A 22,532-nucleotide genomic window follows, 5' to 3' on the forward strand; every position below is an offset into this window, starting at 1 on the left:
CTTAATCCTCCTCCCCTTTTTGTGTTTCATAGATTTCTTGATAAATCGCATTTGTCTTAGCTAATTCTTCATGCGTTCCTTCACCGACTAACTGTCCTTTGTCTAATACTAAAATACGGTCAGCATGAACGACAGAAGAAATCTTTTGCGCAATTACAATTGTTGTCGTATCTTTTAAGTCATTATCCAACGCTTCTCTAACAAGACGCTCAGAACGAGCATCCAATGCACTGGTACTATCATCCAAGATCAAAATTTTTGGATCGCCGATCACACCACGTGAAATCGACAAGCGCTGCTTTTGCCCGCCGGAAAAATTATTGCTTCGTTCCGCAACAGGCGCTTCGTACTGTAATGCTAGCTTTTCAATAAATTCTTTTGCCTGAGCAATTTCAGCTGCACGAGTCATGTCTGCCTCATCAGCATCTTTTTTCCCTTGGCGTAAATTTTGTGAAATCGTTCCAGAAAATAAAATCGCTTTTTGTAGCACGAAGGAAACGGTTTTCCGCAAGCTTCCTTCATTGACCTCTTTTAGATCGACACCGCCAACTTCAACGGTTCCTTCTGAAGGATCGAATAGACGTGGAATCAATTGCGCTAATGTCGATTTACCAGCACCTGTTGCCCCAACGATCCCAATCATTTCACCTGGCTTGATCGAGAAAGAAACATCTTTCAACGTATCGGATTCATCTCCAGGATAACGAAAGCTAACATGGTCAAATACAACGCTGCCATCTAGATTTTGCTCTGGTACGTCTTTATAGGTGAGTGCCGGAACAGTATCCATGACTTCTTTGATTCGTTTGATCGAAACAGCCGCACGTGATGTCATCATCATCATCATGCCGCCAATAATGATCGCCATCATGATCTGCATCAAATAACTCATGAATGAAGCAATCCCGCCAATAACGGTCGGATCATCTTTCACAAGATCACTCACTAAAAAGATCGATCCAGCGACTGCTAAATTCGCTGCTAGCATAAAGGATGGAATCATCACAGAAAACAATGTTCCAACGATTAAATTGTGCTTCGTCAAATCATCACTGACTTTACTAAAACGGTCTAATTCATTTTTTTCCTGAACAAAGGATTTAACGACACGAATACCTAAAAGGTTTTCTTTTGCTAAGCCATTCACTTTGTCGATCAAGGTTTGGATGATCATAAAGTGTTTGCCCATTTGAGAGAACGACAAGAGTGTAATGATAAAAACTGCAACCACCAATAAAATAATGACCCACCATAACTGCGGCAGCGTCATCATCGCTAAAATAAAACTACCGATGAATAAAATCGGGATTCTAAACAAAGATTGTAAAGCGATCATGATCACATTTTGAATTTGGGTCACATCATTCGTTAAACGAACAACTAAATTACCTGCTGAAAATTCTTCGATATTTCCAAATGAAAAGGTTTGGATTTTACGAAAGGTCGCTTCACGAATATCTGCACTCACCCCTTGAGCAACTTTTGCTGAAAAGATCGTGTTGAAGACACCTGCGATCAACCCTAACCCTGCAATACCGATCAGATATAATCCTAGTTCCTTAATTTGTCCTTTATCATCTTTTATAATTGCTTCTAACACTTGCTGTAATAGTTTGGGCTGCCACAACGCCGACATAACCATGATAATAACTGTAATCAAAGCTATGGAAACTTCCAACTTGTACTTTTTGACGTGTTCCATAATAATACTCACGTAATCCCCAACTTCCTTTATAAAACTAACCTAATCAATACATAGTCTACCTTTAAGTGTGCATTTAGTGTTATGATATGAAATAAGTAAATGAGCGAGACACGAACACATCACTGTATTCCTCTAATTTAACACTGTAAAATTAGGTTGCATACCAATGTACCATTTTTAGCAGTGGAATTCAAGGAGTTCGCTTAGATTTTTTTAGTAGAAGGATGAGAAAAATGGAGTCAAAATTATCAAAAGATAAAATCATTCAAGCCGCCTTTCAATTATTGAAAGAAACGCCTGAAATAGACAAACTCTCAATGAGGAAAGTAGCCAAAAAACTGGGTGTTCAAGCCCCAGCGATCTACTGGCATGTAGAAAATAAACAAGCCTTGCTGCAAAGTATGGCCGAAGAGATCGAAAACCATTTTATTCCTCCAAAACCTCAACAGGGTTGGAAAGAAACAATTTATGCTTATATGGAAAATTATTATGAACTTTATCAACAATACCCGTGCGCTTTAGAAATAGAAATCTTGACTATCCCTTCTTATCCCAGTCGGTTAAAAAATTTAGATGCGATGTTAGGGATTCTCAAAGAAGCTGGCTTTTCTATCGAGCTAAGTTATATGACAGTGACTTCCATGCAGCACCTATTGTTTGGTATGTTACTAGATTCAACTGAAGAACAAAAATTATATAATAAAGTCATCGCTGGTGATGATTACTTAAAACGTCAGATCATCTTAATGAAGCAGTATGTCCAAGAACAAGAACTGGACAATATCCGTGAAAGCATTGATTATCGACGAACTGAAAAGCAAAAAGACTTCTTTATGAAAACATTGCGTGTTTTTTTAAACGGACTTGATCCGCTAATCTGAAAAAGAAGCTTAGACAAAAGTCTAAGCTTCTTTTTCAGATTCGATTGGCAGCCATGCCAACACACGTTGAATCCATTGATCCCAGAAAATCCAATCATGATTTCCCGGTCCCGTTTCAAATGTATAAGCAATAGTATGCTCACTTAATGCCTGAGCCATCGCTTTATTTCCATATAAAAGCGGATCTTCTTCCCCACAGCAAAGAAAAATTTCTGGCACTTCTTTTTTATTTTCTACTAACTGCTCCAATAAAAACATTGGGTCATTTACCGAGCCTTTCATTTGCTCCAATGGTCCAAAAATTCCCTCCCAGTAACTTTTTCCCTTAAGTCCTAATAAATCTTCTGGTCGATCAGCAAGATTCACTGCACCTGATAAAGATGCTACTGCTGCAAAATTTTCCGGTCTTGCTAAGCCTAATTTCAACGCACCATAGCCGCCCATCGATAATCCTGCAGCAAATGTCTTGGCTCTTTTTCTCGTTAGCTGTGGAAATAACTCATGACAAATTTCTGGTAATTCATCTGCAATAAATGTCCAATACTTCATATCGTAGGTGGTATCTGTATACCAACCTAAATCTGTAGACGGCATAATTACCGCCAAGCCCAAATCAGCAACATAACGCTCGATCGATGTACGCCGCTCCCAAACACTATGATTTCCGCCCATTCCATGCAGTAAATACAAAACAGGAACATCAGAAAAGTTGCCTTGTGTTGCTGTCCCTATTTTTTTCTCTGTCTTTTGTGGTAAAACGACATTCAGTGACACTTCCATTTCCAATATATTGGAATAAACATTTGCTTGCAAAAAAGCCATCCAGCATCCCCCATTTTTCTTTTCTTCTATTGTAGCACTATTTTTGATTAAATGAGAATCTACAACAAAAAATAGGGACCTAGCCAAATCTCTTTGACTAGGTCCCAGGGGAGGAGTTAACAATGAAAAAATGTTTGTTATAAGTTGTTTTGTGTTGGTATGTATCTATCATACAAATCAATTATGACTTTTCTTTGTTCAATTTTTGCTTTCTTCAAGAGTTTTTTATAAAGAATCAATTAGTATTCGCTGTAGCTCTTAATAGGTTCAATCCTAAGCAAATATAAATACATCCGGCAATTTTATTTGTCGCCTTTTTCATGTAATCATTTTTATTGAACAGACCTACAAAAAAAGAAGCACCATAAGCGATCGCTAAACTCCAAATTGTACTTGTACACACGAAAGTGATCCCTAAAACCAAAAATGGGAGTGAACCTGACTGAGCATTTGCATCCACATACTGAGGCAGTAAAGAGAGGAAAAATAATGCTACTTTAGGATTCAATACATTTGTCATCAATCCTTGTTTGTACACTTGCCAATCTGTTGTCGTTTGTCCTTCTTTTACGTCCATCAAAGGTTCTTTTTTTAAGATCGAGGAAATGCCTAAATAGATCAAATAGCCAGCACCGAGCCATTTCATAGTATTAAAAGCCATCGCTGAAGTCATCAAAACAGCAGACAATCCTACAGCTGCCAAAATAGTATGGACTAAAATCCCCGATGAAATACCAAAAACAGAGATGATTCCTTGGCGTTTACTACCAAGTGCCGATTTACTCAAAATATAAATCGTATCAGAGCCTGGAATCAAGTTTAATAAAATAGCTGAAACAATGAACGTACCGAAGTTAATAATTCCCATAAATGTATCACTCCTTTTGGACAGTATAACAATAAATTACTCCTTTAAAAAGTAAAAAATAGAGTGCGGGATCAAACTAAAAATCAGTTTTATTTCGCACTCTAAACATGGTAAAGGGTGATCAAACATCAAGTTCTTCGTTTTTTATTCCAATTGGTCGAACCTGATCGACTTTTGTCTCAGTCTCCTACTCAACTATTTTTTCTTCACAAGTGCATTTAAAACCATTGCAGCTATAATCAAACCGATCCCTACAATATAAACATTATGAAGTCCAGCATATAACATCCCTCGTAATGGTTCCAATAACTCCGCTGAGATCGTATTTGCGGTATGCGGGTTCACTAACTTGTTCATCACATCAGGATCAACATTTAAAGAACTTTTCGCAAGCTCTGCCGTTGTCACTGCATTGATGATCACACCAAAAATAGATACCATAAGCGTTTGACCAATTGTTCTAACCAGTGTATTGAAAGAAGTTGCTACACCCATTTCAGAAGGATCTACACTACTTTGAGCATTGACCGTTGTCGTAGTGATCGTAATCCCAAAACCAATTCCTAGTACCGAAGAAATAGCAAAGAACCAGATAAATGAAATCGATACAGGCACCAGCACTAAGAAAATCCCACCTATCAGAGTAATTGTCAAACCGATCGTTAACACTTTTTTAGTCGTATGCTTCTCCATCAATGAGCTAGCAATAAAAGAACCGACCATCCATAAAATCGACATTGGAGCTAAAACAAGACCACCAAGGCCCGCGCTTTTACCTAAAACACCTTGCATCCACATCGGGATATAAACTTCCACACCCATCAAAAAACCGCTGATCAGAGCAGCTACGATATTCACGATCACAAATGTAGAATTTTTAAATAATTTTAGATCGATCACAGGATCCTTTGCTCTTTTTTCAACAAAAATGAAACTGATAAAGAATAGAATAGACGCTCCTAAACAAAGAAATACCTTGATACCAAATCCGTCATCACCTATCAATTGAAATCCTAGTAATAAAGTCAATAAGACCAGCATCAACATTACGCTGCCTAATAAGTCCATTGGTACTTTATTTTGTTCCCTTTTTGGTTCTACTAAAAAGTACGCAATCAATCCTAATAAAACTAGACCGATCGGAACATTAATAAAGAATATCCAATGCCAACCAACAGTATCAACGATGAAACCACCTGCAAGAGGTCCAAAAATACTGGCAATCCCCCAAGCCGCACTATTTAATCCGAGCATTTTCGCTCTCTTATCAATTGAATAAATATCTGCAAGAATCGTCAATGCAACTGGCATGATCGCTCCAGCTCCAATTCCCTGAATCGCTCTAGCAATGATCAAAGTGATCATATTTTGAGCCAATCCACAAAGAGACGAACCAATAATAAAAATAATAATACCTATCATAAAAATCGGTTTCCGACCGATTTTATCGGCTAATTTTCCATAAATCGGTGTTAACATCGCATTTGTTAATAAATAAATTGAAAAAACCCAATTCATGATTTCCATACCATGTAACGATCCAACGATCGTTGGCATCGCTGTTGAAACGATCGTTCCTTCGATTGCGGTCATAAATGTTGCAACGAACACGCTGATCGTTACAAGTTTGACATTTGTTTTTCTTTCCATATATCTCCATCCTTTAATTAAAAATAATGCTTCGCTTATTATGTGACAGTTATTTTTTACTACTCTACTGCTTATGTAGTTTTGTAAAATAGTGCTTTTTTCGCTGAATGTATTTGCTGTGGTTACTTCCTAAGTACTACTCATCATCCGTTTTGGCGGCTTCTTTTGGCAAGCTGAGTCTGCTTTGAGCTTTTTTTATCCTTACCAGCCTTGACGTGATTCTCTAGTATGGTGACTTCGCTCCCTTTGCTCGCCAAGTACTGCTCATCATCCGCTCTGGCAAAGCCAGTCGCGGTGGTTCGCAGCAAAACAGCGCCACTAATTTTCATTAGTAGCGCCGCCTCTGTTACTCACCTAAACTTGCTTTGATTGCTTCGACTTTGTCTGTCTGCTCCCAAGGTAGTTCGATATCTGTACGACCAAAATGACCATATGCTGCTGTTTGTTTGTAGATTGGACGGCGTAAATCAAGCATTTCGATGATTCCTGCCGGACGTAGATCAAAGTTTTCTCTTACTGCTTTGATCAATTTACTTTCTGGTACACTGCTGGTACCAAAGGTATTGATTGAAATCGATACGGGTTGTGCTACGCCGATTGCGTAAGCTAATTGAACTTCAGCTTTTTCTGCTAGTCCAGCAGCTACAATGTTTTTAGCAATGTAGCGAGCGGCGTAACTTGCTGATCGGTCAACTTTCGTTGCATCTTTTCCAGAAAAAGCTCCGCCACCATGACGAGCGTAACCACCATAGGTATCTACGATGATCTTACGTCCAGTCAAACCGGCATCTCCTTGTGGTCCGCCGATAACGAAACGGCCTGTCGGATTAATAAAATATTTTGTTTCTTCATCTAATAAATCAGCTGGAATCACGTGTTCGATCACAAGCGATTTCACATCTTTTTGAATTTGCTCCAGCGTCGTTTCTTCATCATGTTGTGTACTGATTACTACAGTATCCACACGCTTCGGTTTCCCTTGTTCATCATATTCCACTGTCACTTGTGATTTCGCATCAGGTCGCAAGTAAGGTAGCGTTTCTTCTTTGCGTAACTCTGATAATCGGCGAACCAACTGATGACTCAATGAAATAGGTAAAGGCATCAACTCTGGCGTTTCATCGACTGCAAAACCAAACATCAAGCCTTGATCTCCAGCTCCAATATCATCTTTGGCATCCTTGTCTCCGCGTGTTTCAAGAGCATCGTCCACACCTTGAGCAATATCTGGTGATTGTTCATCAATAGCAACAAGAACGGCTACTGTATCTCCATCAAAGCCATATTTTGCTCGAGTATAACCAATATCTTTTAATGTTTGGCGAACGATTTTTTGGATATCCACATAAGCAGTTGTCGATATTTCTCCAAAAACTAAAACTAACCCTGTTGTTACACTTGTTTCACATGCTACACGTGCCTGCGGGTCTTGCTCTAAAATGGCATCTAAAATGGCGTCACTTACTTGATCGGCTACTTTATCCGGATGCCCTTCTGAAACAGACTCTGATGTAAATAAATGTCTCTCTGTCATAATGTATTCCCCCTAGTTATATTCGGTTACAAGGCATCTTTATTTAACTTATCGAAACATCACATATGCTCTCAAATGAAGCTAAACAAATCCTTTCGGGAACTTGTAACATTCCCAGTATAACAGATATCAAAGGAAAAAACTTGCTTTTTAACTGACTTTATTTTGTAACAAAAAAACATCCAACATTCACTAGAACATCAGATGCTTTTCCTATCATCATTTCACTCGCTGTAATTTATGAAGCGGCAGTACTCTCATTTCAACTTTTCCGATGATTTCTTTTTCATCCACTAACTGATAGTACCGACTATCTGTCGCATAAGGACGATTATCTCCTAAAACAAGATACTTGCCTTTAGGGATCGTTGGGTTTCCCGTCAGTGATTTTAGCGTAAAATCTTCCGTATAGAGCATTCCATCTTGTTCAAACTGATTTTTGTAATCACCGATAAAGGCTTCATCTTTTTCTTGCTCGTTAATAAATAATTGGCCGTTCTTATAATATAAGCTTTCACCAGGTTGGCCGATAATTCTACGTATTGATTTATCTTTCGACTTTGGTACTTTAAGATAGACAAGATCAAAACGCTTAATTTTAGATAATTTGTTTACAACAACAACTTCCCCATCTTCCAGCGTATCACTCATAGAATATCCCTCTACTTTAGCAAACGAAAAGGTAAACAGAGAAAGTACATATAAGATTCCTATCGTTACCACAAGAGTCAATGCGATTTCAAAAAAAAGAATTTTCATTTTTCTAAGTCTTTTTTTTCGTTTATTTACTTTCTTATTTTTCCGTTTAGCAGGTCGGACATTCTTTTTTTGTGACTTCACCTTTTTAACGTTTTGCGGTTTCCTGCCAGCGGCTGGTTTTCTTTGTTCTGACTTCCTTTTGACTGCTCGATTCTTTTGTTTATGAGTGGTCTTTTTCATGAAATCACCAAACTATTTTTTATTTACCAACGCATTTTCATTAATATTAAAGTAGCTGACAACTTCCTCGTGATTTTTCTTAACTGCAGCCAAGTCCGTTTCAAACTCATTTAATAACGTTTCATTTTTGAAGAAATCATTTGGTTGAGAAGATAAATTGATTCCCAATTCTTTCATTGATTTATAGTATTTGTTTAATTTCTTTTGCCCAGCTTCACTATTTCTGACTGTAGCTTTATAAATACCATAACTAGAAAATTGACCTGCCAATAATTTAATATTTTTCCCAGATTTTACTTCTTCTTCTGTTGTCTTCGCTGTTTTCATTTCATTCTCTAGATTATCCATCAAATAATAACCTTGGACGACAGCTTTAGAATCTTTCTGACTTAAATGCATAGCCTGATAATACAAAGAATAACCAGCAGCTAAACCGAAAGCTAAAAAGACGATACTTAAAGAAATTCCCCAGTTGCGCTGTTTTTTACTTGTCTTAATAAGTTCTCTGACTTTACGCTTTTTTTGTTTTTGCTTTTTCTTACTAACTTTTCTTTTCTTTACTTTCTTTAAAGCCTTCTTCGTTTGAGCCATCAGATAAAATGAAATACCTGAAAATACTAGTCCGATACTGGCTAGAGACAAAGAAATAATAAAAAACCAATCTAATATCGTCATTTCTTTACCTCCTCACTTTCTCCATCTTTAGTTATTTTCTAGATTTCTTTTTTCTTGCCTGTTTTTTCTTCGCTTGTTTCTTTTTACTGATCGTTCTGATAACGATAAAAATGATCACTGCCAGCGCAACGATACCACCAACAATTCCTGCTATCAATTGCCAGTTGAATGTTTGGACATCTTCTAGTCCAGCATCCTGATTATTGAATTTGTCTGCTTCTTCATCTGTAATTTTAAACTTTTCATCCCAGTTCCATTTTCTGTCTCCAGCTGTTACAAGGATTTTAGCACGATAATTCCCAGGCATCATCCGATCGCCTTCCATACTTACTGGAAAATTGATCAATGAATTAGGCGCCATTCTCATACCTGAACGTTTTGTTTCATATAATACTTCATCGCTATCATCTTTCATGATTTGAACTTGTGTCGTCATATTTTCTAAGTACGCTGGCTCCACATTAGAAAAATTAACAAAGAAAGTATTTCTAAAATTGTTTAAGTCTGCATAGACTTTATTTAATTCTAAATTTGGTTGTACTTCTTTATCTGTTTCCGTTAGAATCATCCCAATTACATATGCATATTTGTTGATAACTCCAGTTTTTTTTGGTTCACTTTTATTTTCTTTTTCAACTTTTTGAAGCTGAATACCACCAGCGATCATCCCATCATAAGACGCTTCTGGCATATTGATTTCTATGTCGATATCTTGTTCACTTTTTGCAGGTACTTTCACTGTTTCCGGTGCTGAAACAATTTTTTCAAAATCATACTTCAACGATTTATCTTTTTTGATCGTCGTTGGTCCGTATTCAACTACACCATTAGCGTTTGTTTTTGTTCCATTGAGTTTTACAGAGACTTCGATTTCTTCGGCAGCTAAATTTTTGATTTTGATTTTGACCGTTTGTTTTTGTCCCGGAGTCATTCTTAAGTCAAAATATCCTGCACCAGTATCTCTTTGGTTATCAGGTTTGATTGCTTCATATGTAAATCCAGTTGCGTTACCGCTACTGCTATCTTCTGCATAAGCGTTGATCGGCAGAAGTGTTGCTATGATAATTGTTACTAGTAAAAATAATAGCTTATTTTTCTTCATCGATATCCCTCTCTTTAAAAAGGCAGAGACAGAAGTATTATTGCTTCTGTCTCGCCATTCTTTTGAAACATGACTAGCTAAACATCCATGTTATAATCCAGTTTAATTCGTTTGAATTATAATACTTCAGCGATTGACCAAGTGATTTCAGCTGTGTAAGTATCAGCTAGTAAAATGTTTGTGTTTGGTACAGTTAATTTAACAGAGTCAGCTGTTGTATCAGCAGTTCCGTCGCCGTATTGACCAAATTCGATTGTGTAAGTTCCGATACCTTTAGAAGCATCTGAATTTGTTAATACTGGTACTGAAGCTCCAGCGCCTGTTCCAGCTGCATCAGCTGCTAATTGGAATCCTGCAACAGTAGTTGCTGGCCATTGTGCTGCTGGGTCTGCAGAAGTGATTGCTGCATTTGAGTAATCAATTGTAGCACCTTTCAAGAAAGTATCAGCAGTTCCGTTCGCTTCAAATTGTTTAGTCAATTGTGCACTTACAGTATATTTATGGTTTGCAGTACCACGTACGTCTGTAAATTGTACGAAGTTACCACGAGTGATATCGCCATCAGCATTTTTTGTTGGAATAGCTGCTGCGAAGTACTCAGGGTTAGATGCGAAAGCTTTTACTTTATCAGTACCAAAATTTAATTCAGTTACTGCATCAATACTGAATGAACCACGATCTGGGTTAACGATGATTGGTTCTTTAGGATCTACGATTGGTTTATCAGGATCTTCTGGGTCAACTACGTCTTTAGGATCGTTGTCTTCTGTAAATGTCATTGTTCCTTTTGCTGCTTGAGATTTTGCTTCAGCATTTGCTCCTGCTGGTAAAGCTAAGCCTGCTGCTACTACTGCTAATAATGCTACTGAACATAATGTTTTTGTTTTCATGTGTGTTTCCTCCTAGTATTGTATGTTTGCGTGTGTTTTTTTATTTATGGCAACTCGGCTAATATCCAAGTTAACACCGTAGTATAAGGTACCGGATCAACCATTGTTGTTCCCGGTATCGACAATGAAACTGCTTTGTTTTGGTACACAGGCTTTTGATCAAAAACAGAGTCTAATACTGCTTGTCCGTCTTTGTCTAGTCTTGGCTCTAGCGTATTTTTTTGATTCGCATTATTTTCTTCAGAGGCTCCGAAGGAAATCGTCCAAGTTCCGCTGCCTTGTCCCGTATTCGCTTGCGCTAAGTTATACGAAGCGCCAACATTGTCTATGTTGATGATTTCTTTTGATAGTTGAGGCGCTTCACTAAGGTCCTTGGTTGAACTTACCCAAGATTTATCCAAAGAAAGCATTGCCCCTTTGATTTCTTTGTTTTTTGCATCGTTATTTGTAAATTGCATTTCTTGACGAAGCTGCAGTGTCCAGCCAGTCGGTTTTTGTCTCAAGTCTGTGACTTGAACAAAATTACCTCTAGCCTTAGTTGCACCAAAGAAATTTTGTGCATTTGCATAATAGACCTCATCTTTATCAGAAATTTTATTCTGATAGAAATCTATTTTTGGTACAAAATCAATCCGTAAATCTCCTGAAAGTTGAGGAGTTTCACCCGGATCAACGATTTCACCTGGTTTTTCAGGATCCACAATATTCTGAGGATATTCTCCTTCGAATTTGATTGTTCCAGGTCCACTGATTGATTCTGTTTCTGCATAAGCATGACTGGATGCACCTGCTAATGAAGCAACTACAGTAAGCGGTACAATGAGAGCTTGGATCAGTAATCGGCTTTTTCTCATCGTTTATCCCGCCCTTCATTTTCTTTCTTACGTTTCCATAAGAATAGAAGTAATCCAATGACTATTAAAGCCGCTCCGGTAAAAACAAGACTAGTTTTTACCATCTCACCTGTACTTGGATAACGTCCAACAGGTTTTACCACCTTAGGTTCGCTTGTTGAAGGTTCTGGTACAGATGATGGTTCTGTCGTTGATGAAGGCGGCGTAGTGCTTGTTGGTTCTGTTGAAGAACTATCTTCATAAAAGCTGATCACACCGTCTGTTTTCAATTCTCCTCCATTGGTATTGGCCGCAGCATTCAATGGATAAGCGACTGCTAACGTCAATACAAAAGCAAAGGAGAGGATCATATACTTGATTCTTTTTTTCATTGATTAAAAATCTCCTTTACTCTTATGGAGTATCTCCAAGTTCCCAAAGGATCTCGCCTTGATACGTACCAAGTGCTTTCACATCTTGAGCTGCAGTTTCAAACTTGAAGCCATCACCAGAAGCAGACCACGTATCACTAATATTATAGGTCGTTTCAGCGGTAGAAGCATTGGCGTCTTGAATCATAATATCCTGAGCGCCACCGTTCAATGTGATTTCATTATTGTTATAGACATACTTCAAAGCGCCATCCAATGTGTAAGCTGGAACGTCTGGATTTGTACTTGTCATCGGTGTTGTTAATTTAGCTGTCAATGTCCAGCCTTTTTTGTTTGCCCGGCTATCCTTAACAACTAAATCTGCTCCATGATGCTGAGCTGAATTGATTCTCGTTGTTTTCCCTTGATACTTCGCACTTCCAAAATCGATTTCTGTTGGTGCAGAAGCCAATTCAAGAACACCAAAGACTGTCCCACCAGGGCTATCCGCTTTTTGAGAAGTAGCTGTATAGGTTTCATGTGTAGCATCCGGATCATTTGGACCTTCAACAAATGGCGTTTCTCTTGGTGAGTCACCGACTACCGTTGCAGTATTGCTGATCACTGTTCCAACTGCTGATGAAGCAACAGTTGCTTTAAATGTGATAACTGAAGAATCTCCAGTAGCTAAATCACCTAATTTGACTTTCAACTCTCTTGAATCTGGATCATAAGAGTAATCATTCGGTGTTTCAGCAGCTACTCCATCAATCTTGATTTCAGCTGTTGCCGGATCAAAATCTAACCCAGCAGGTAATGCGTCTGTTACAAGTATATTTTTCCAAAGTGTCGTGTACGATGCTTCTTTATTGTTTTTAGCCGTCAATGTATAAGTCAGTGTATCGCCAACTTGCGTCGTTGCTCCACCGGAAGAAACAACTGTTTTTTCCATGGTTGGCTTGTCAGGAAGAACATCTTCTACTGTATACTTGGTTGCCGCTTTAAACGTTGCATCACGGTAAGTCATATCCGCTGCCGGATTGATATTACCTGTATCAGTATTCGTAGAAGGTGCTGCTGGATCAAGTGTTTCAGTGATCTTAGCTGCATTGTCTTCTAAGAAAATTTGGATTACATCGCCTTTTTCTAAATAATGGGGGAGATTGTACGTCCAGGTACCATCATCATTTACAAGACCCACTGTTGATTGACGGACACCATTGATATCAAGATAAATTTTTGCTTTTGGTTCCGCATCTTTACCAATCAATTGTTTCATTCCGTTTGTAACTTTATCACCAGTTACAACTGCTGGTTCTGGAGGCGTAACATCTAATACTGTTGTTACTGGATCTGTATCAGAAATCCAAGGACCTCTAACAGCATGAGCTTTGATATCTTTACCAGTAATATTAAACTTAGTATCTGTGAATGACGCATAACCATTTGCATCAGTTGGAACAACATGGGTGTCACCAAACGTATCTGTATATGTGACTTGAGCTTGGCCAGCACCAGCATAGACAGGCTGTAAGATAACATTTCCATCTTCATCGAAATTATCTGTCGGTGTCATCCCGATTTTCACTCTAGCTTTGTACGTTTTATCAGCATCCGTTACAGGTACCCACTCAATTTCTGGGTTGGTATTCATACCGGCGATTCGTCGATACTGTGTTGCAACAAATGTTGCTAAGCCAGGTTCTGTTGTTGTGACATTAGCCGCTCCCCCATTTGCTTTAGCTGAGAATTTTTCAACTTTTGCATAGGTTTGCTGTGATGGTCCCATCAACTCAGACCTTAACGTCCACAAATCAATATCAGAATCATTGATCGTTAAAACATTCGTAGCGACATTAGTCGTCGAAACCGCTGGACTGTTACTTGTAGTTCCAGTATTTTTATTCCGAATATCGAATCCTTTAGGTGAGTTCATTGTAAAGGTTCTATTTGATCCGCCTGTTATATCAACAATTGGACTTGTTGTTGAACCAACAATATAAACACTTCCACCAGGTTCTAAATTAAATGCTGTATTATCTGCAGAAAACTGCATAACTGATCCTGTTCCCCGACTCAAAAGATTGATCGTTGCATCTTTTTTCACCGTTAACGAAGAACCTGCATCATCAAATCTTACCGAGTTTCCTGCCATATTCGAGTTATAAATTGATCCTTCTCCAATAGTCATCGCACGATAGTGAGAAAAGACTGCTGGATAACTAGTACCAGTTGTTTCATTCTTCAATGAAACTAATGCATCTTTCCCTACGGTAAATTCCATACTTTTACTTGTAGAAGCACTATTTGTTGAGTTCTCTACAAACCAAACTGCAGAGTAGTTCGCATAAGTTACGGTACCACGCCACTGTGTTTTATCTTCAATGATCATACCACCAGCATAATAATTTTCTTCCGTCGTTGTTAAGTTCATATAGCCATAGGTTTGTACCATTGACTGATAAGCACGAATGAAACGTCCGACACGATTTCCGTTAACTGGTTCTGTCGTGATATTTCCAGTTCTGAATGTCCAGCCAGCAACACTCGCTGTTCCACTACTCCCATTAACAAAAGCATATCTTCCAGCAGATGACAATCCATTGTTCAAATTTTGTTGTGCTAGCATATCATGAATATGGAAGAATCCAATACCATCGGTTGGACTATTGATTTCAAAACTACGAGCATTGAGGTGCAAGGTATGACCTTGACCATCGATTTCAATTGATGTTCGTCTGTTATTCATTGCTTGGTTTGCAGTATTAGAAATATCTGCTGTTAAAACAATTTTAGTTACTGTTCCATCATTATAAGCTGTTCGTAGCTGCTCCCATGTACTAACATTTGCTACATTTACTTCCGGATTAAATCCTATTGCTGTATTTGCTGCTTGATTCGCCGCTTCCATCTCTTGAGTTGTTGGTCCAGCTTCGCCATTATCTCCAGGATAGTTTCCCGTTAGATATTGTGCCGGTTCTGCCAAAGCACTTCTCATTGTTGGTGTTGAAGCAGTTTCAGGAAAATCAATTTTAACAGAAGCCAATACTGCTTTTTTATTATCTAACAAAGTCATTTTTGGCTCTACATCAGGCGATGATTTTTCTACAGAAAAATTGATTTCTATAGAATTACTATCTTTCTGAGTTGTAATTACTTTTTCTGAGGAATCTTCAGTGTCTACGATTTTTATTGCATCTACTGAAGTTGAAGAAGTTCCCTCTAACATGTCAGCTGCCGAAAATCCAGTCACTCCTTCATAAGAAAGAGTTAGTGTTTCATCCAACGGCTCAGCTATTTTTATTGTTACAGGAATTTTCCCATCCTTATCTGCAATACCAGTCACAATAGAATATTTTTCCTCAGATGCTTTCATTGGTGAAATGTTATTCAGCATAAACGAGGATAAAATACCCACCAATAATACAAACGCTAAGATAAAGTAAGACTTTTTTCCGATTTTCATATTTTCAACTCCTCCCCAAAACATTTTTTTGTGTGTTTGTCTTAATTGAACACACAATCTATTTCGATTTTTCTTGCCAAGTGTTTCATTTTTTGATACATTCACAGTGCAGGGGAAATTAGCGCTGAATTTATGACTTGTTTCCGGTTGAGAATGGCTGTTCTCAATTCGGATGTCATCAAAGAAGCACTGATTTTCTCTCTTTGTTTATGTGTTTACATCTGGCTAGAAAAAAAGAAACCAATTAAATTCGCTTTTTTGTCACCGTCATCATTCTTTTTAGAACAACCGCCATGACATTATTGTGTCCTTGTGTTTTGAAGCAATGTTATAGGGCTAATTTGTAGCCTTTTGAGCGAACTGTCTTAATATACACAGGGCGAGCAGCATCTGTTTCGATTTTCTGCCTTAAATGAAAAATCAGATTCGACACACGATATTGTTTATCGTTCCCTTCATTTTCCCAAACATTTTTATAAATTTCTTCATAAGATACAGCAATTCCCTGCTGTGTTTGTAAAAATTCAATTGCCTTAAACTCCAGCTTTGTCAGATTGATTTCTATTCCATTCAATACAACACTATAGTTACATGGTCGTAACTGAAAATCAAAACCGTTTGCTGATTTTGCTGCCTGTTCTTTCCTACCTATGTTCGCTCCATCTTTGTTCTTGGAACGATTCAATGTATTCGTCAAGAAAAGCTTGCTAACTTCAAAATCAAGCTCTTCATCCAGTATTCCGTCTGCTCCAAGCTGAAGATATACGATATGATTCATATTGTTCTTTCTATTAGAAACGATCCAAATAAATGGATTACTTTCCTTTTTTATTAAGATGATCAATTCGCAAATCATACCAATATTTTGCGAATGGTTTTCTTCAATGATAATGCCGTCATACTTATTCGCATTCTCAGCTGCTTCATCTTTTGAAATCAAGCTTACATATAATTGAGTATTTCTTAATGATTCTATGTAGTTCTCTTTATCGAGCTCATTAAATGAAACAAATCCTATGTCATACATAATACTGCTCTCCTTTAAAGTATTGTGACGCACACCATTTTTTACAATTTTATATATTTCCAATTAAAAAAATGTGATAATTTAAATATAATATCGATATGTTTCTCAAACTAAAATCAGTTTAATCTATTTCATTTGTTAAGTCTATGTTTTTTCCGTATTTTTTTATCATTTTTTTAATTAAAAACACAAAAAATTGAGAATTATGTGAACGGAAATCATCGTAACCCCTGATAAATAAAGAGGAATTTGAGTGTCTTATAAAAGAAAAATCTCATATATAACAAAGAAGACATAGAGAAAATCGGACATGAATGACTGTGGTATAATCATTAAAAAGAGGTGAACAAAATGAAAAGAATCCATGATCTACAAGAGTTAGTAAGCTATTTCAGCGAGGATAAAAAGTTTATTCATGACGGCTATTACCGTATTAGAGTCTTTGATAAAGAGACAATTGAATTAGCCTTTTTAGTTGCAGGGCCTTGCGGAGACAGTCTTGTGCACCCTCAAATCACAGTGTCATTGACGGAATCAAGCGCTATAGCTATCAAAATGATAGATATGTATGCTACTCCACCATTATTTTTGGATCGCGAGGAATCCAATAAACAAAAAATCGATCAAGAACTTGACAAATTAATAGAAAAATTTCTTAATATAAAAAATAAAAATACCAAGATTTTCTAATTAATCTTGGTATTTTTTAATAATCTAATATAAATACTAAATGGAATCAATTCCAAACAAAATGGTTATAAAATTCATAAAGTTACTTCAAATCAATAAATTTAATAATAAAATACAGTGCTAAGACATTAAGTGATTACATCTTATGTACGCTATGCGCACTTTCAATTCCTCCACAAGCTTCCTTGCAGGCTTGATTGATCAACATAAATGCACTTTTAGCACGATGCAAGCCACGTTTGTATTTGACTTCATCGATCACTTCACACTTGTCATTCAATGCTTCCAACCAAAAGTAAATCCCTTCTTTATAAATATCTAAGCCTTCCAACAAGATTTTTGTCGCTTCTTTTTCTCCATAGAAGACTAAATTTTTTCTAAAGCTTCCTTCTTCTATAAAGAAACGATTCACATTGTTGCGGCAAAATAAATAAGTATCTTTCCCTTTCCTGTTGATCGCTTGACTGCAGCTGTTCTCTTGAACTTCCTTAGCGATGGCATTAAAAATCTCATTGTAGACTTCAACTCTTTGCATTACTGACAAAATCATATCTGTATAACTAAACATAATGCTCTCTCCTCCCATTACTAAGCAGTAAAAAACACTGACTTGTATTTATTATAGTCTCCCTTAATCTTTTATATCAAGTAATATGCTATTAAAATGAATTTTTTTGTCATTTTTTTCATTCTTACACTTATTTTTTTTAAACTATAGCATTAAAAAAAGCCCATTTAGCCACATATACAGCGGTTTTTGAGCTTTTTTTCATATTTTCAAACATTTAACAAAGTTATTTATATTATTTTTCAAAAGATATGGATTTATTCGTTCGACTTGTGTTAGTTCATTCCCTTTTTTTATTCATTTCACTTACTTGCTCTTGCAGTTCACTTAGTAATTCGATTTGAATATGTTGCATCTCAACTAAGTGCTGCCATTGGCTATTGATCAAGTAATCCATTTTTTCGTGTAGCAGATTGACTTCGATTTCAGCTTTTAGATTTACTTTATAGTCATTGTTTGCCTGTTCACGGTCTCTTGCTTCTTGACGATTTTGGCTCATCATAATAACTGGCGCTTGAATCGCAGCTAAACATGACAAGGCAAGATTCAATAGAATAAACGGATATCTATCAAAAGGTTTCCCCAATAGTTGCGTTGAATTGAGGATGATCCAAACAACTAAAACGATAATAAAGATAAAAATAAATGGCCAACTGCCGCCAAATTTGGCGATAGCATCTGCTGTCTTCTGTCCAATAGTTAGATTTTTTTCAAGAGTCGTATTCAAATTATTGGATATCGTTTCATTATTTTTAATATTTTGAACGATCGTTTCATTTAGCTTTTCCATTACCATAGAATCACTTTTTATCATTATTTTCATATAATCCAATCGATAATTCAATAATTCCGGAAAAGGGATATTGGCATCTTCTGTTAAATCTGGACGCTGTTTCAAAATGAATTGCCGAATTTCTTCTTCAACATTTTTTAGCTGCATCTCATTCACTTCTGTTTGCTTTTCATGGGTATGTCTCGTCATATCCTCACACTCCTGATATTCTATAACTCTATCATACAACGAGAATCCAGATTCAGATATTATTCTGCACTAAAAAGTGCTGGAATAATATCGGTAAGATCTATCCAGCACTTATCATTCGATGTTTATTTTGTTTCTTTATAGACATTTTTTAATGTCAACGGTGCAGCAAAGGTATGATAGCTCAGACCCTTGACCTGCGGATTTTGTAAAACAGATTGCTGGTTTTGACTGATTATGATCATCCCAGCAGTTTCTTCGATTGCTTCCTTTTCGGCGGCAATCAATGTTTCCCAGCGTTTTTGTAACTCTGTTGCATATTTTTGTGAAGCGTCATCCAACAATCCATCATATGTTGGATTTGAGTAGTTACGGTCATTTCCGCTTCGCAGCATATTTAATGTGGAAATTGGATCTTGGTAGTCGGGTGTCCAATAAATCAGAAACATATCGTAATCACTTTCTCTACTCAAATTTAAAGCTGTTTCTGTTGGTAAAGCAGTAACATTGATCGTTAATCCAGAAAATAGTTTTTCTAAGCTTCCCTGTAAGCTTTCTCCCATTTTTTTATACGAGCCATCGTCGGTTACCATCAAGTCGATCGTGATGCTATCCCCTAGTTCTTTTTTTGCTTGTTCCCAATAACTAAGCGCTGCTTTTTCGTCATAGGTCATCAAATCTCCAGCTTCTTCTCTAAAATCGACGCCTGTTTCAGGATTACTGACAAAACCTTCTGTTACTGCGCCATACAAAGGTTTTGATCCATCCGCAATAATATTATTGACTAGATTTTCTTTATCGATGCCAAGTGCCAGAGCTTTTCTTAGATTTTCATTTTTTAATGGGGTGTCTTTCCCTTTTCGTTTTTGATTTAAACGAATATAGTTCATTGTTGCTGTTGGATAGGAATGATAATCTGGATTACTTTGGTTTTGTTTAGCTAGTTCTCCTGTGATCGTTGCAACATCCAACTGACCATCCTCAAATAAATTTAAAGCAGTCGACGCTTCCTTGATCACTTCATAATGAATACTATCCGATTTTACATTTTCATGATCCCAGTAGCTTTCATTTTTCTTTAGATCCCAGCTTAAATCGGTCTGTTTCCAGTTTTCAACAATGAACGGACCATTGTACACAACGTTTTCACTAGTCGTACCATAATCTGTTCCTAATTCTTCGACAACTTTCTGATTTTGCGGGAAAAAAGTGGGAAAGGCTAAAACTGAGGTAAAGTATGGTTTTGCTTCTTTTAGTTTCACCTCTAATGTCTGATCATCGATTGCTTTAACGCCTAGTTCATCAACTGGCTTTTCTCCATCAGAAATAGCTTCTGCATTTAAAATCGTGTCCTTAACTAAAAAACTATAAACATAGCCATTCTCTGGATCGATCATTTTTTTCCAGGCATATTCGAAATCTTTCGCTGTTACGGGATCATCATTGCTCCATTTTGCATCTTCTCTTAATTTGATCGTATAAGTTTTACCATCTTCTGATATTTCCGGCATCTCCTTAGCAGCTGCGGGAATCAATTGATCTTTATCATCCAAAGCGTACAATCCTTCAAATGCCGCTGTTTGTACAATGGCATCAGGAAAGTCCAGCATTACAGAAGTATCTAAGGTTGTCAATTCAGAAGCCGACATCAAACGAAGCGGTGTTGTTTTTGCCGCCTCTTCTTGTTTTGTTCCGGAACATCCCGAAATGATCGTCACCATTACAGTCATTCCAATAATTGATTGAATTAATTTTTTCATACTTTTCTCCCTTATTACTTTTTTATGTGCGTTCAACTAACATCCAAACAACGACAGCGGGCTCATCTCCGTCATTATAATTAATATGTCCCTCTCCTGCTTCGATCAATTGTGCATCCCCTGGTTTTCCTACAAGATCTTGACCATCTTCTAAGATCGTATGTGCTTTTCCTGATACTACATAAGAGTATTCATCCTGCTCATGTCTAGCAAATCCTTCTAGAGGTCGTTTTTCTCCTGGTTGTAAAACAATCAAGCCCATTTGGACTTTGTCATTTGGTTGATTTTCTGTATCAAAAAAAATCGTCATTTCTTGAGGTAATGTCGGTTTAATGATCATTTCTTTCCCAACTCCTTTTTTAGTTATTTTTTTATTATTACCTTTACGTTTGGATAAGTCAATGATATTTTAGAAAATTCTGATTTTTTAGATAATAATAGTTTATAAAAAAACTGGAAGTACCTCCTCTTAGGAAATAACTTCCAGTTTGGTTCTTACTCCCAATAACCTTTATGAACAGCAGCCGCAGCTGTCTCAACTTCCGGAAATGGGCCAATGATTTGAATATTTTTTTGTCCATGCTTGATGATTTCTTCTGATGGTAAATCAAATGTTGGATTTTGCTCGTTATCCCCCGTTAGTTCTAACAAGCGTTTTTCTGTCATAGCATAGACGATCGTACCGATATTTCCCCAATAAATTGCTCCCGTACACATAGCACAAGGCTCTGCAGTCGTATACAGTGTGCATTCCCACAAAAACTCTTTACTGTAGCGTTGAGATGCCTTCGCTGCTAAGGTTGTTTCAGCATGTCCAGTACAAATCTTTTCTGTAATTTCAATATTTTCTTGCTCTAAAAGAATGTTTCCTTCTTTATCTGCCAACAACGCACCAAACGGCGTATTTCCATGCTCTCTAGCTGCTTGTGAAATTTCAATACAGCGAGTTAGCAGCTCAATATGTTGTTTTTTTGTCATAGATACTCTCCCTATTCAATTTTTTTATGCTAAAAGAAAGCGGTGATTCAAGATTTCTATTGAACCTTTATCTAAACCGATCGCTTGTTTTAAATAGGTAGCGATGTCGCCATATTGAGCTTCTACAGTTTGATAGAAGTTATCTAAATAACTACTATCTACATTCAAAGCCACATGCAGTGCTTCTAAATTAGCTTCTTCCAAATTTGTTTTTCTTGCTTGTTCTAAAATCATTGCATTTTCTTTTTTTCTTAATTCATTTGTCTTTAAATAATCAGTGTAAATGTCTTTTCTAGAAACATTTAATGTTTCTAGAATAAGTGCTGCAGCAATTCCTGTACGGTCCTTTCCTGCAAAACAATGGAATAAAATACTTTCTTGATCTTGTAATGCTAAGATTTCTTCGAAAAATTTATTATAGCCTTTTTGAGAAGTCGTATTCAAAGCAATGTCTGCATAAAGTTTTTCCATATAAGAAGCAGATTTCTCTGGAGAACCGATTTTAACAAAGTCTCCTATTGATGCGCCCTCATCTTGAATATCTTCTAAAATATCGATATGGATGTACTCAGATTTAGGAACGGACATATCTGGTCGTTCCTCTACTTCCAAATTGCTTCTTAAATCGATGATTTTACCTAAATGATAATTGTTTTCTAAACGCTTTTCGTCTTCTTTCGTCAGACTAGATAATTCACCCGATCTTAGAAATACGTTTGTTCTAAGCTTTTTTCCTGCTTTATTTTGAATACCGCCAATATCTCTAAAATTTGTAATAGTTACCATGATTA

General features: G+C 36.9%; 22 protein-coding genes and 1 riboswitch. Of the genes, 2 read left to right on the plus strand and 20 right to left on the minus strand.

The features are described 5' to 3' along the window. Nucleotide 1: 1 nt before the first annotated feature. Entirely contained in the window at nt 2-1,702 is a 1,701-nt protein-coding gene (locus CC204_RS09635; protein ID WP_373285357.1) for an ABC transporter ATP-binding protein, read from the minus strand. Nucleotides 1,703-1,938: 236 nt separating this feature from the next. Here CC204_RS09635 and CC204_RS09640 point away from each other — a divergent pair, with 236 nt between their 5' ends. Then, complete coding sequence (locus CC204_RS09640) at nt 1,939-2,586, plus strand: TetR family transcriptional regulator (RefSeq protein ID WP_088269975.1); 648 nt, start codon at nt 1,939-1,941, stop codon at nt 2,584-2,586. A gap of 21 nt (nt 2,587-2,607) precedes the next feature. On the opposite strand, the gene CC204_RS09645 is transcribed toward CC204_RS09640, so the two are convergent. From CC204_RS09645 to CC204_RS09705, 13 genes are all read right to left on the minus strand, one after another. Beyond that, nucleotides 2,608-3,408 (minus strand): alpha/beta hydrolase, encoded by an 801-nt coding sequence (locus tag CC204_RS09645; RefSeq protein WP_088269976.1) that lies wholly within the window; start codon nt 3,406-3,408, stop codon nt 2,608-2,610. A 235-nt stretch (nt 3,409-3,643) separates the two neighbouring features. Further along, nucleotides 3,644-4,276, minus strand: coding sequence for a LysE family translocator (locus CC204_RS09650; protein WP_088269977.1), 633 nt, complete (start codon nt 4,274-4,276; stop codon nt 3,644-3,646). 195 nt (nt 4,277-4,471) lie between these two features. Beyond that, complete coding sequence (locus tag CC204_RS09655) at nt 4,472-5,926, minus strand: MDR family MFS transporter (protein WP_088269978.1); 1,455 nt, start codon at nt 5,924-5,926, stop codon at nt 4,472-4,474. Nucleotides 5,927-6,069: 143 nt separating this feature from the next. After that, nucleotides 6,070-6,255: a hypothetical protein gene (locus CC204_RS09660; protein ID WP_088269979.1), complete on the minus strand. Its 186-nt coding sequence runs from the start codon at nt 6,253-6,255 to the stop codon at nt 6,070-6,072. A 17-nt stretch (nt 6,256-6,272) separates the two neighbouring features. Continuing rightward, the gene (gene metK / locus CC204_RS09665) at nt 6,273-7,460 is read right to left on the minus strand and encodes a methionine adenosyltransferase (protein ID WP_088269980.1); all 1,188 of its coding nucleotides are present in this window, start codon (nt 7,458-7,460) and stop codon (nt 6,273-6,275) included. Next, nucleotides 7,458-7,574, minus strand: a riboswitch (SMK box riboswitch). It overlaps the preceding gene by 3 nt. A 105-nt stretch (nt 7,575-7,679) precedes the next feature. Further along, nucleotides 7,680-8,399: a signal peptidase I gene (gene lepB, locus CC204_RS09670; protein WP_227011125.1), complete on the minus strand. Its 720-nt coding sequence runs from the start codon at nt 8,397-8,399 to the stop codon at nt 7,680-7,682. 12 nt (nt 8,400-8,411) lie between these two features. Further along, a complete protein-coding gene (locus CC204_RS09675; RefSeq protein WP_088269981.1) occupies nt 8,412-9,074 on the minus strand; it encodes a hypothetical protein in 663 nt (220 codons plus the stop codon). Between the two features lie 31 nt (nt 9,075-9,105). Next, on the minus strand, nt 9,106-10,176 hold the full coding sequence (locus tag CC204_RS09680) for a WxLIP family cell surface protein (protein ID WP_088269982.1): 1,071 nt from the start codon (nt 10,174-10,176) through the stop codon (nt 9,106-9,108). Nucleotides 10,177-10,292: 116 nt separating this feature from the next. After that, nucleotides 10,293-11,066, minus strand: coding sequence for a WxL domain-containing protein (locus tag CC204_RS09685; protein ID WP_088269983.1), 774 nt, complete (start codon nt 11,064-11,066; stop codon nt 10,293-10,295). Nucleotides 11,067-11,110: 44 nt separating this feature from the next. Beyond that, a complete protein-coding gene (locus CC204_RS09690) occupies nt 11,111-11,920 on the minus strand; it encodes a WxL domain-containing protein (protein WP_088269984.1) in 810 nt (269 codons plus the stop codon). After that, on the minus strand, nt 11,917-12,291 hold the full coding sequence (locus CC204_RS09695) for an LPXTG cell wall anchor domain-containing protein (RefSeq protein WP_088269985.1): 375 nt from the start codon (nt 12,289-12,291) through the stop codon (nt 11,917-11,919). The genes CC204_RS09690 and CC204_RS09695 overlap by 4 nt, the downstream gene beginning before the upstream one ends. A gap of 22 nt (nt 12,292-12,313) precedes the next feature. After that, nucleotides 12,314-15,736 carry a pectate lyase-like adhesive domain-containing protein gene (locus CC204_RS09700; protein WP_088269986.1) on the minus strand — a complete coding sequence of 1,141 codons (3,423 nt, stop codon included), beginning with the start codon at nt 15,734-15,736 and terminating at the stop codon, nt 12,314-12,316. A 328-nt stretch (nt 15,737-16,064) separates the two neighbouring features. Next, on the minus strand, nt 16,065-16,763 hold the full coding sequence (locus CC204_RS09705) for a winged helix family transcriptional regulator (protein ID WP_088269987.1): 699 nt from the start codon (nt 16,761-16,763) through the stop codon (nt 16,065-16,067). A 351-nt stretch (nt 16,764-17,114) separates the two neighbouring features. Between CC204_RS09705 and CC204_RS09710 the strand changes: the two genes are divergently transcribed. Continuing rightward, entirely contained in the window at nt 17,115-17,453 is a 339-nt protein-coding gene (locus CC204_RS09710; RefSeq protein WP_088269988.1) for a hypothetical protein, read from the plus strand. A 136-nt stretch (nt 17,454-17,589) separates the two neighbouring features. On the opposite strand, the gene CC204_RS09715 is transcribed toward CC204_RS09710, so the two are convergent. From CC204_RS09715 to CC204_RS09740, 6 genes are all read right to left on the minus strand, one after another. Beyond that, nucleotides 17,590-18,021, minus strand: coding sequence for a hypothetical protein (locus CC204_RS09715; RefSeq protein WP_087642088.1), 432 nt, complete (start codon nt 18,019-18,021; stop codon nt 17,590-17,592). Between the two features lie 280 nt (nt 18,022-18,301). Next, the gene (locus CC204_RS09720) at nt 18,302-19,003 is read right to left on the minus strand and encodes a DUF1003 domain-containing protein (RefSeq protein WP_088269989.1); all 702 of its coding nucleotides are present in this window, start codon (nt 19,001-19,003) and stop codon (nt 18,302-18,304) included. Between the two features lie 125 nt (nt 19,004-19,128). Next, nucleotides 19,129-20,763, minus strand: coding sequence for a peptide ABC transporter substrate-binding protein (locus CC204_RS09725; protein WP_088269990.1), 1,635 nt, complete (start codon nt 20,761-20,763; stop codon nt 19,129-19,131). A 22-nt stretch (nt 20,764-20,785) separates the two neighbouring features. After that, nucleotides 20,786-21,103, minus strand: a complete 318-nt coding sequence (locus CC204_RS09730; RefSeq protein WP_162288339.1) for a cupin domain-containing protein — start codon at nt 21,101-21,103, stop codon at nt 20,786-20,788. 155 nt (nt 21,104-21,258) lie between these two features. Continuing rightward, on the minus strand, nt 21,259-21,741 hold the full coding sequence (locus CC204_RS09735; protein WP_088269991.1) for a nucleoside deaminase: 483 nt from the start codon (nt 21,739-21,741) through the stop codon (nt 21,259-21,261). A gap of 24 nt (nt 21,742-21,765) precedes the next feature. Then, on the minus strand, nt 21,766-22,527 hold the full coding sequence (locus CC204_RS09740) for a tyrosine-protein phosphatase (protein ID WP_088269992.1): 762 nt from the start codon (nt 22,525-22,527) through the stop codon (nt 21,766-21,768). Nucleotides 22,528-22,532 lie beyond the last annotated feature (5 nt).

The organism is Enterococcus wangshanyuanii (genome assembly GCF_002197645.1).
Classification (GTDB): Bacteria; Bacillota; Bacilli; order Lactobacillales; family Enterococcaceae; genus Enterococcus_L; species Enterococcus_L wangshanyuanii.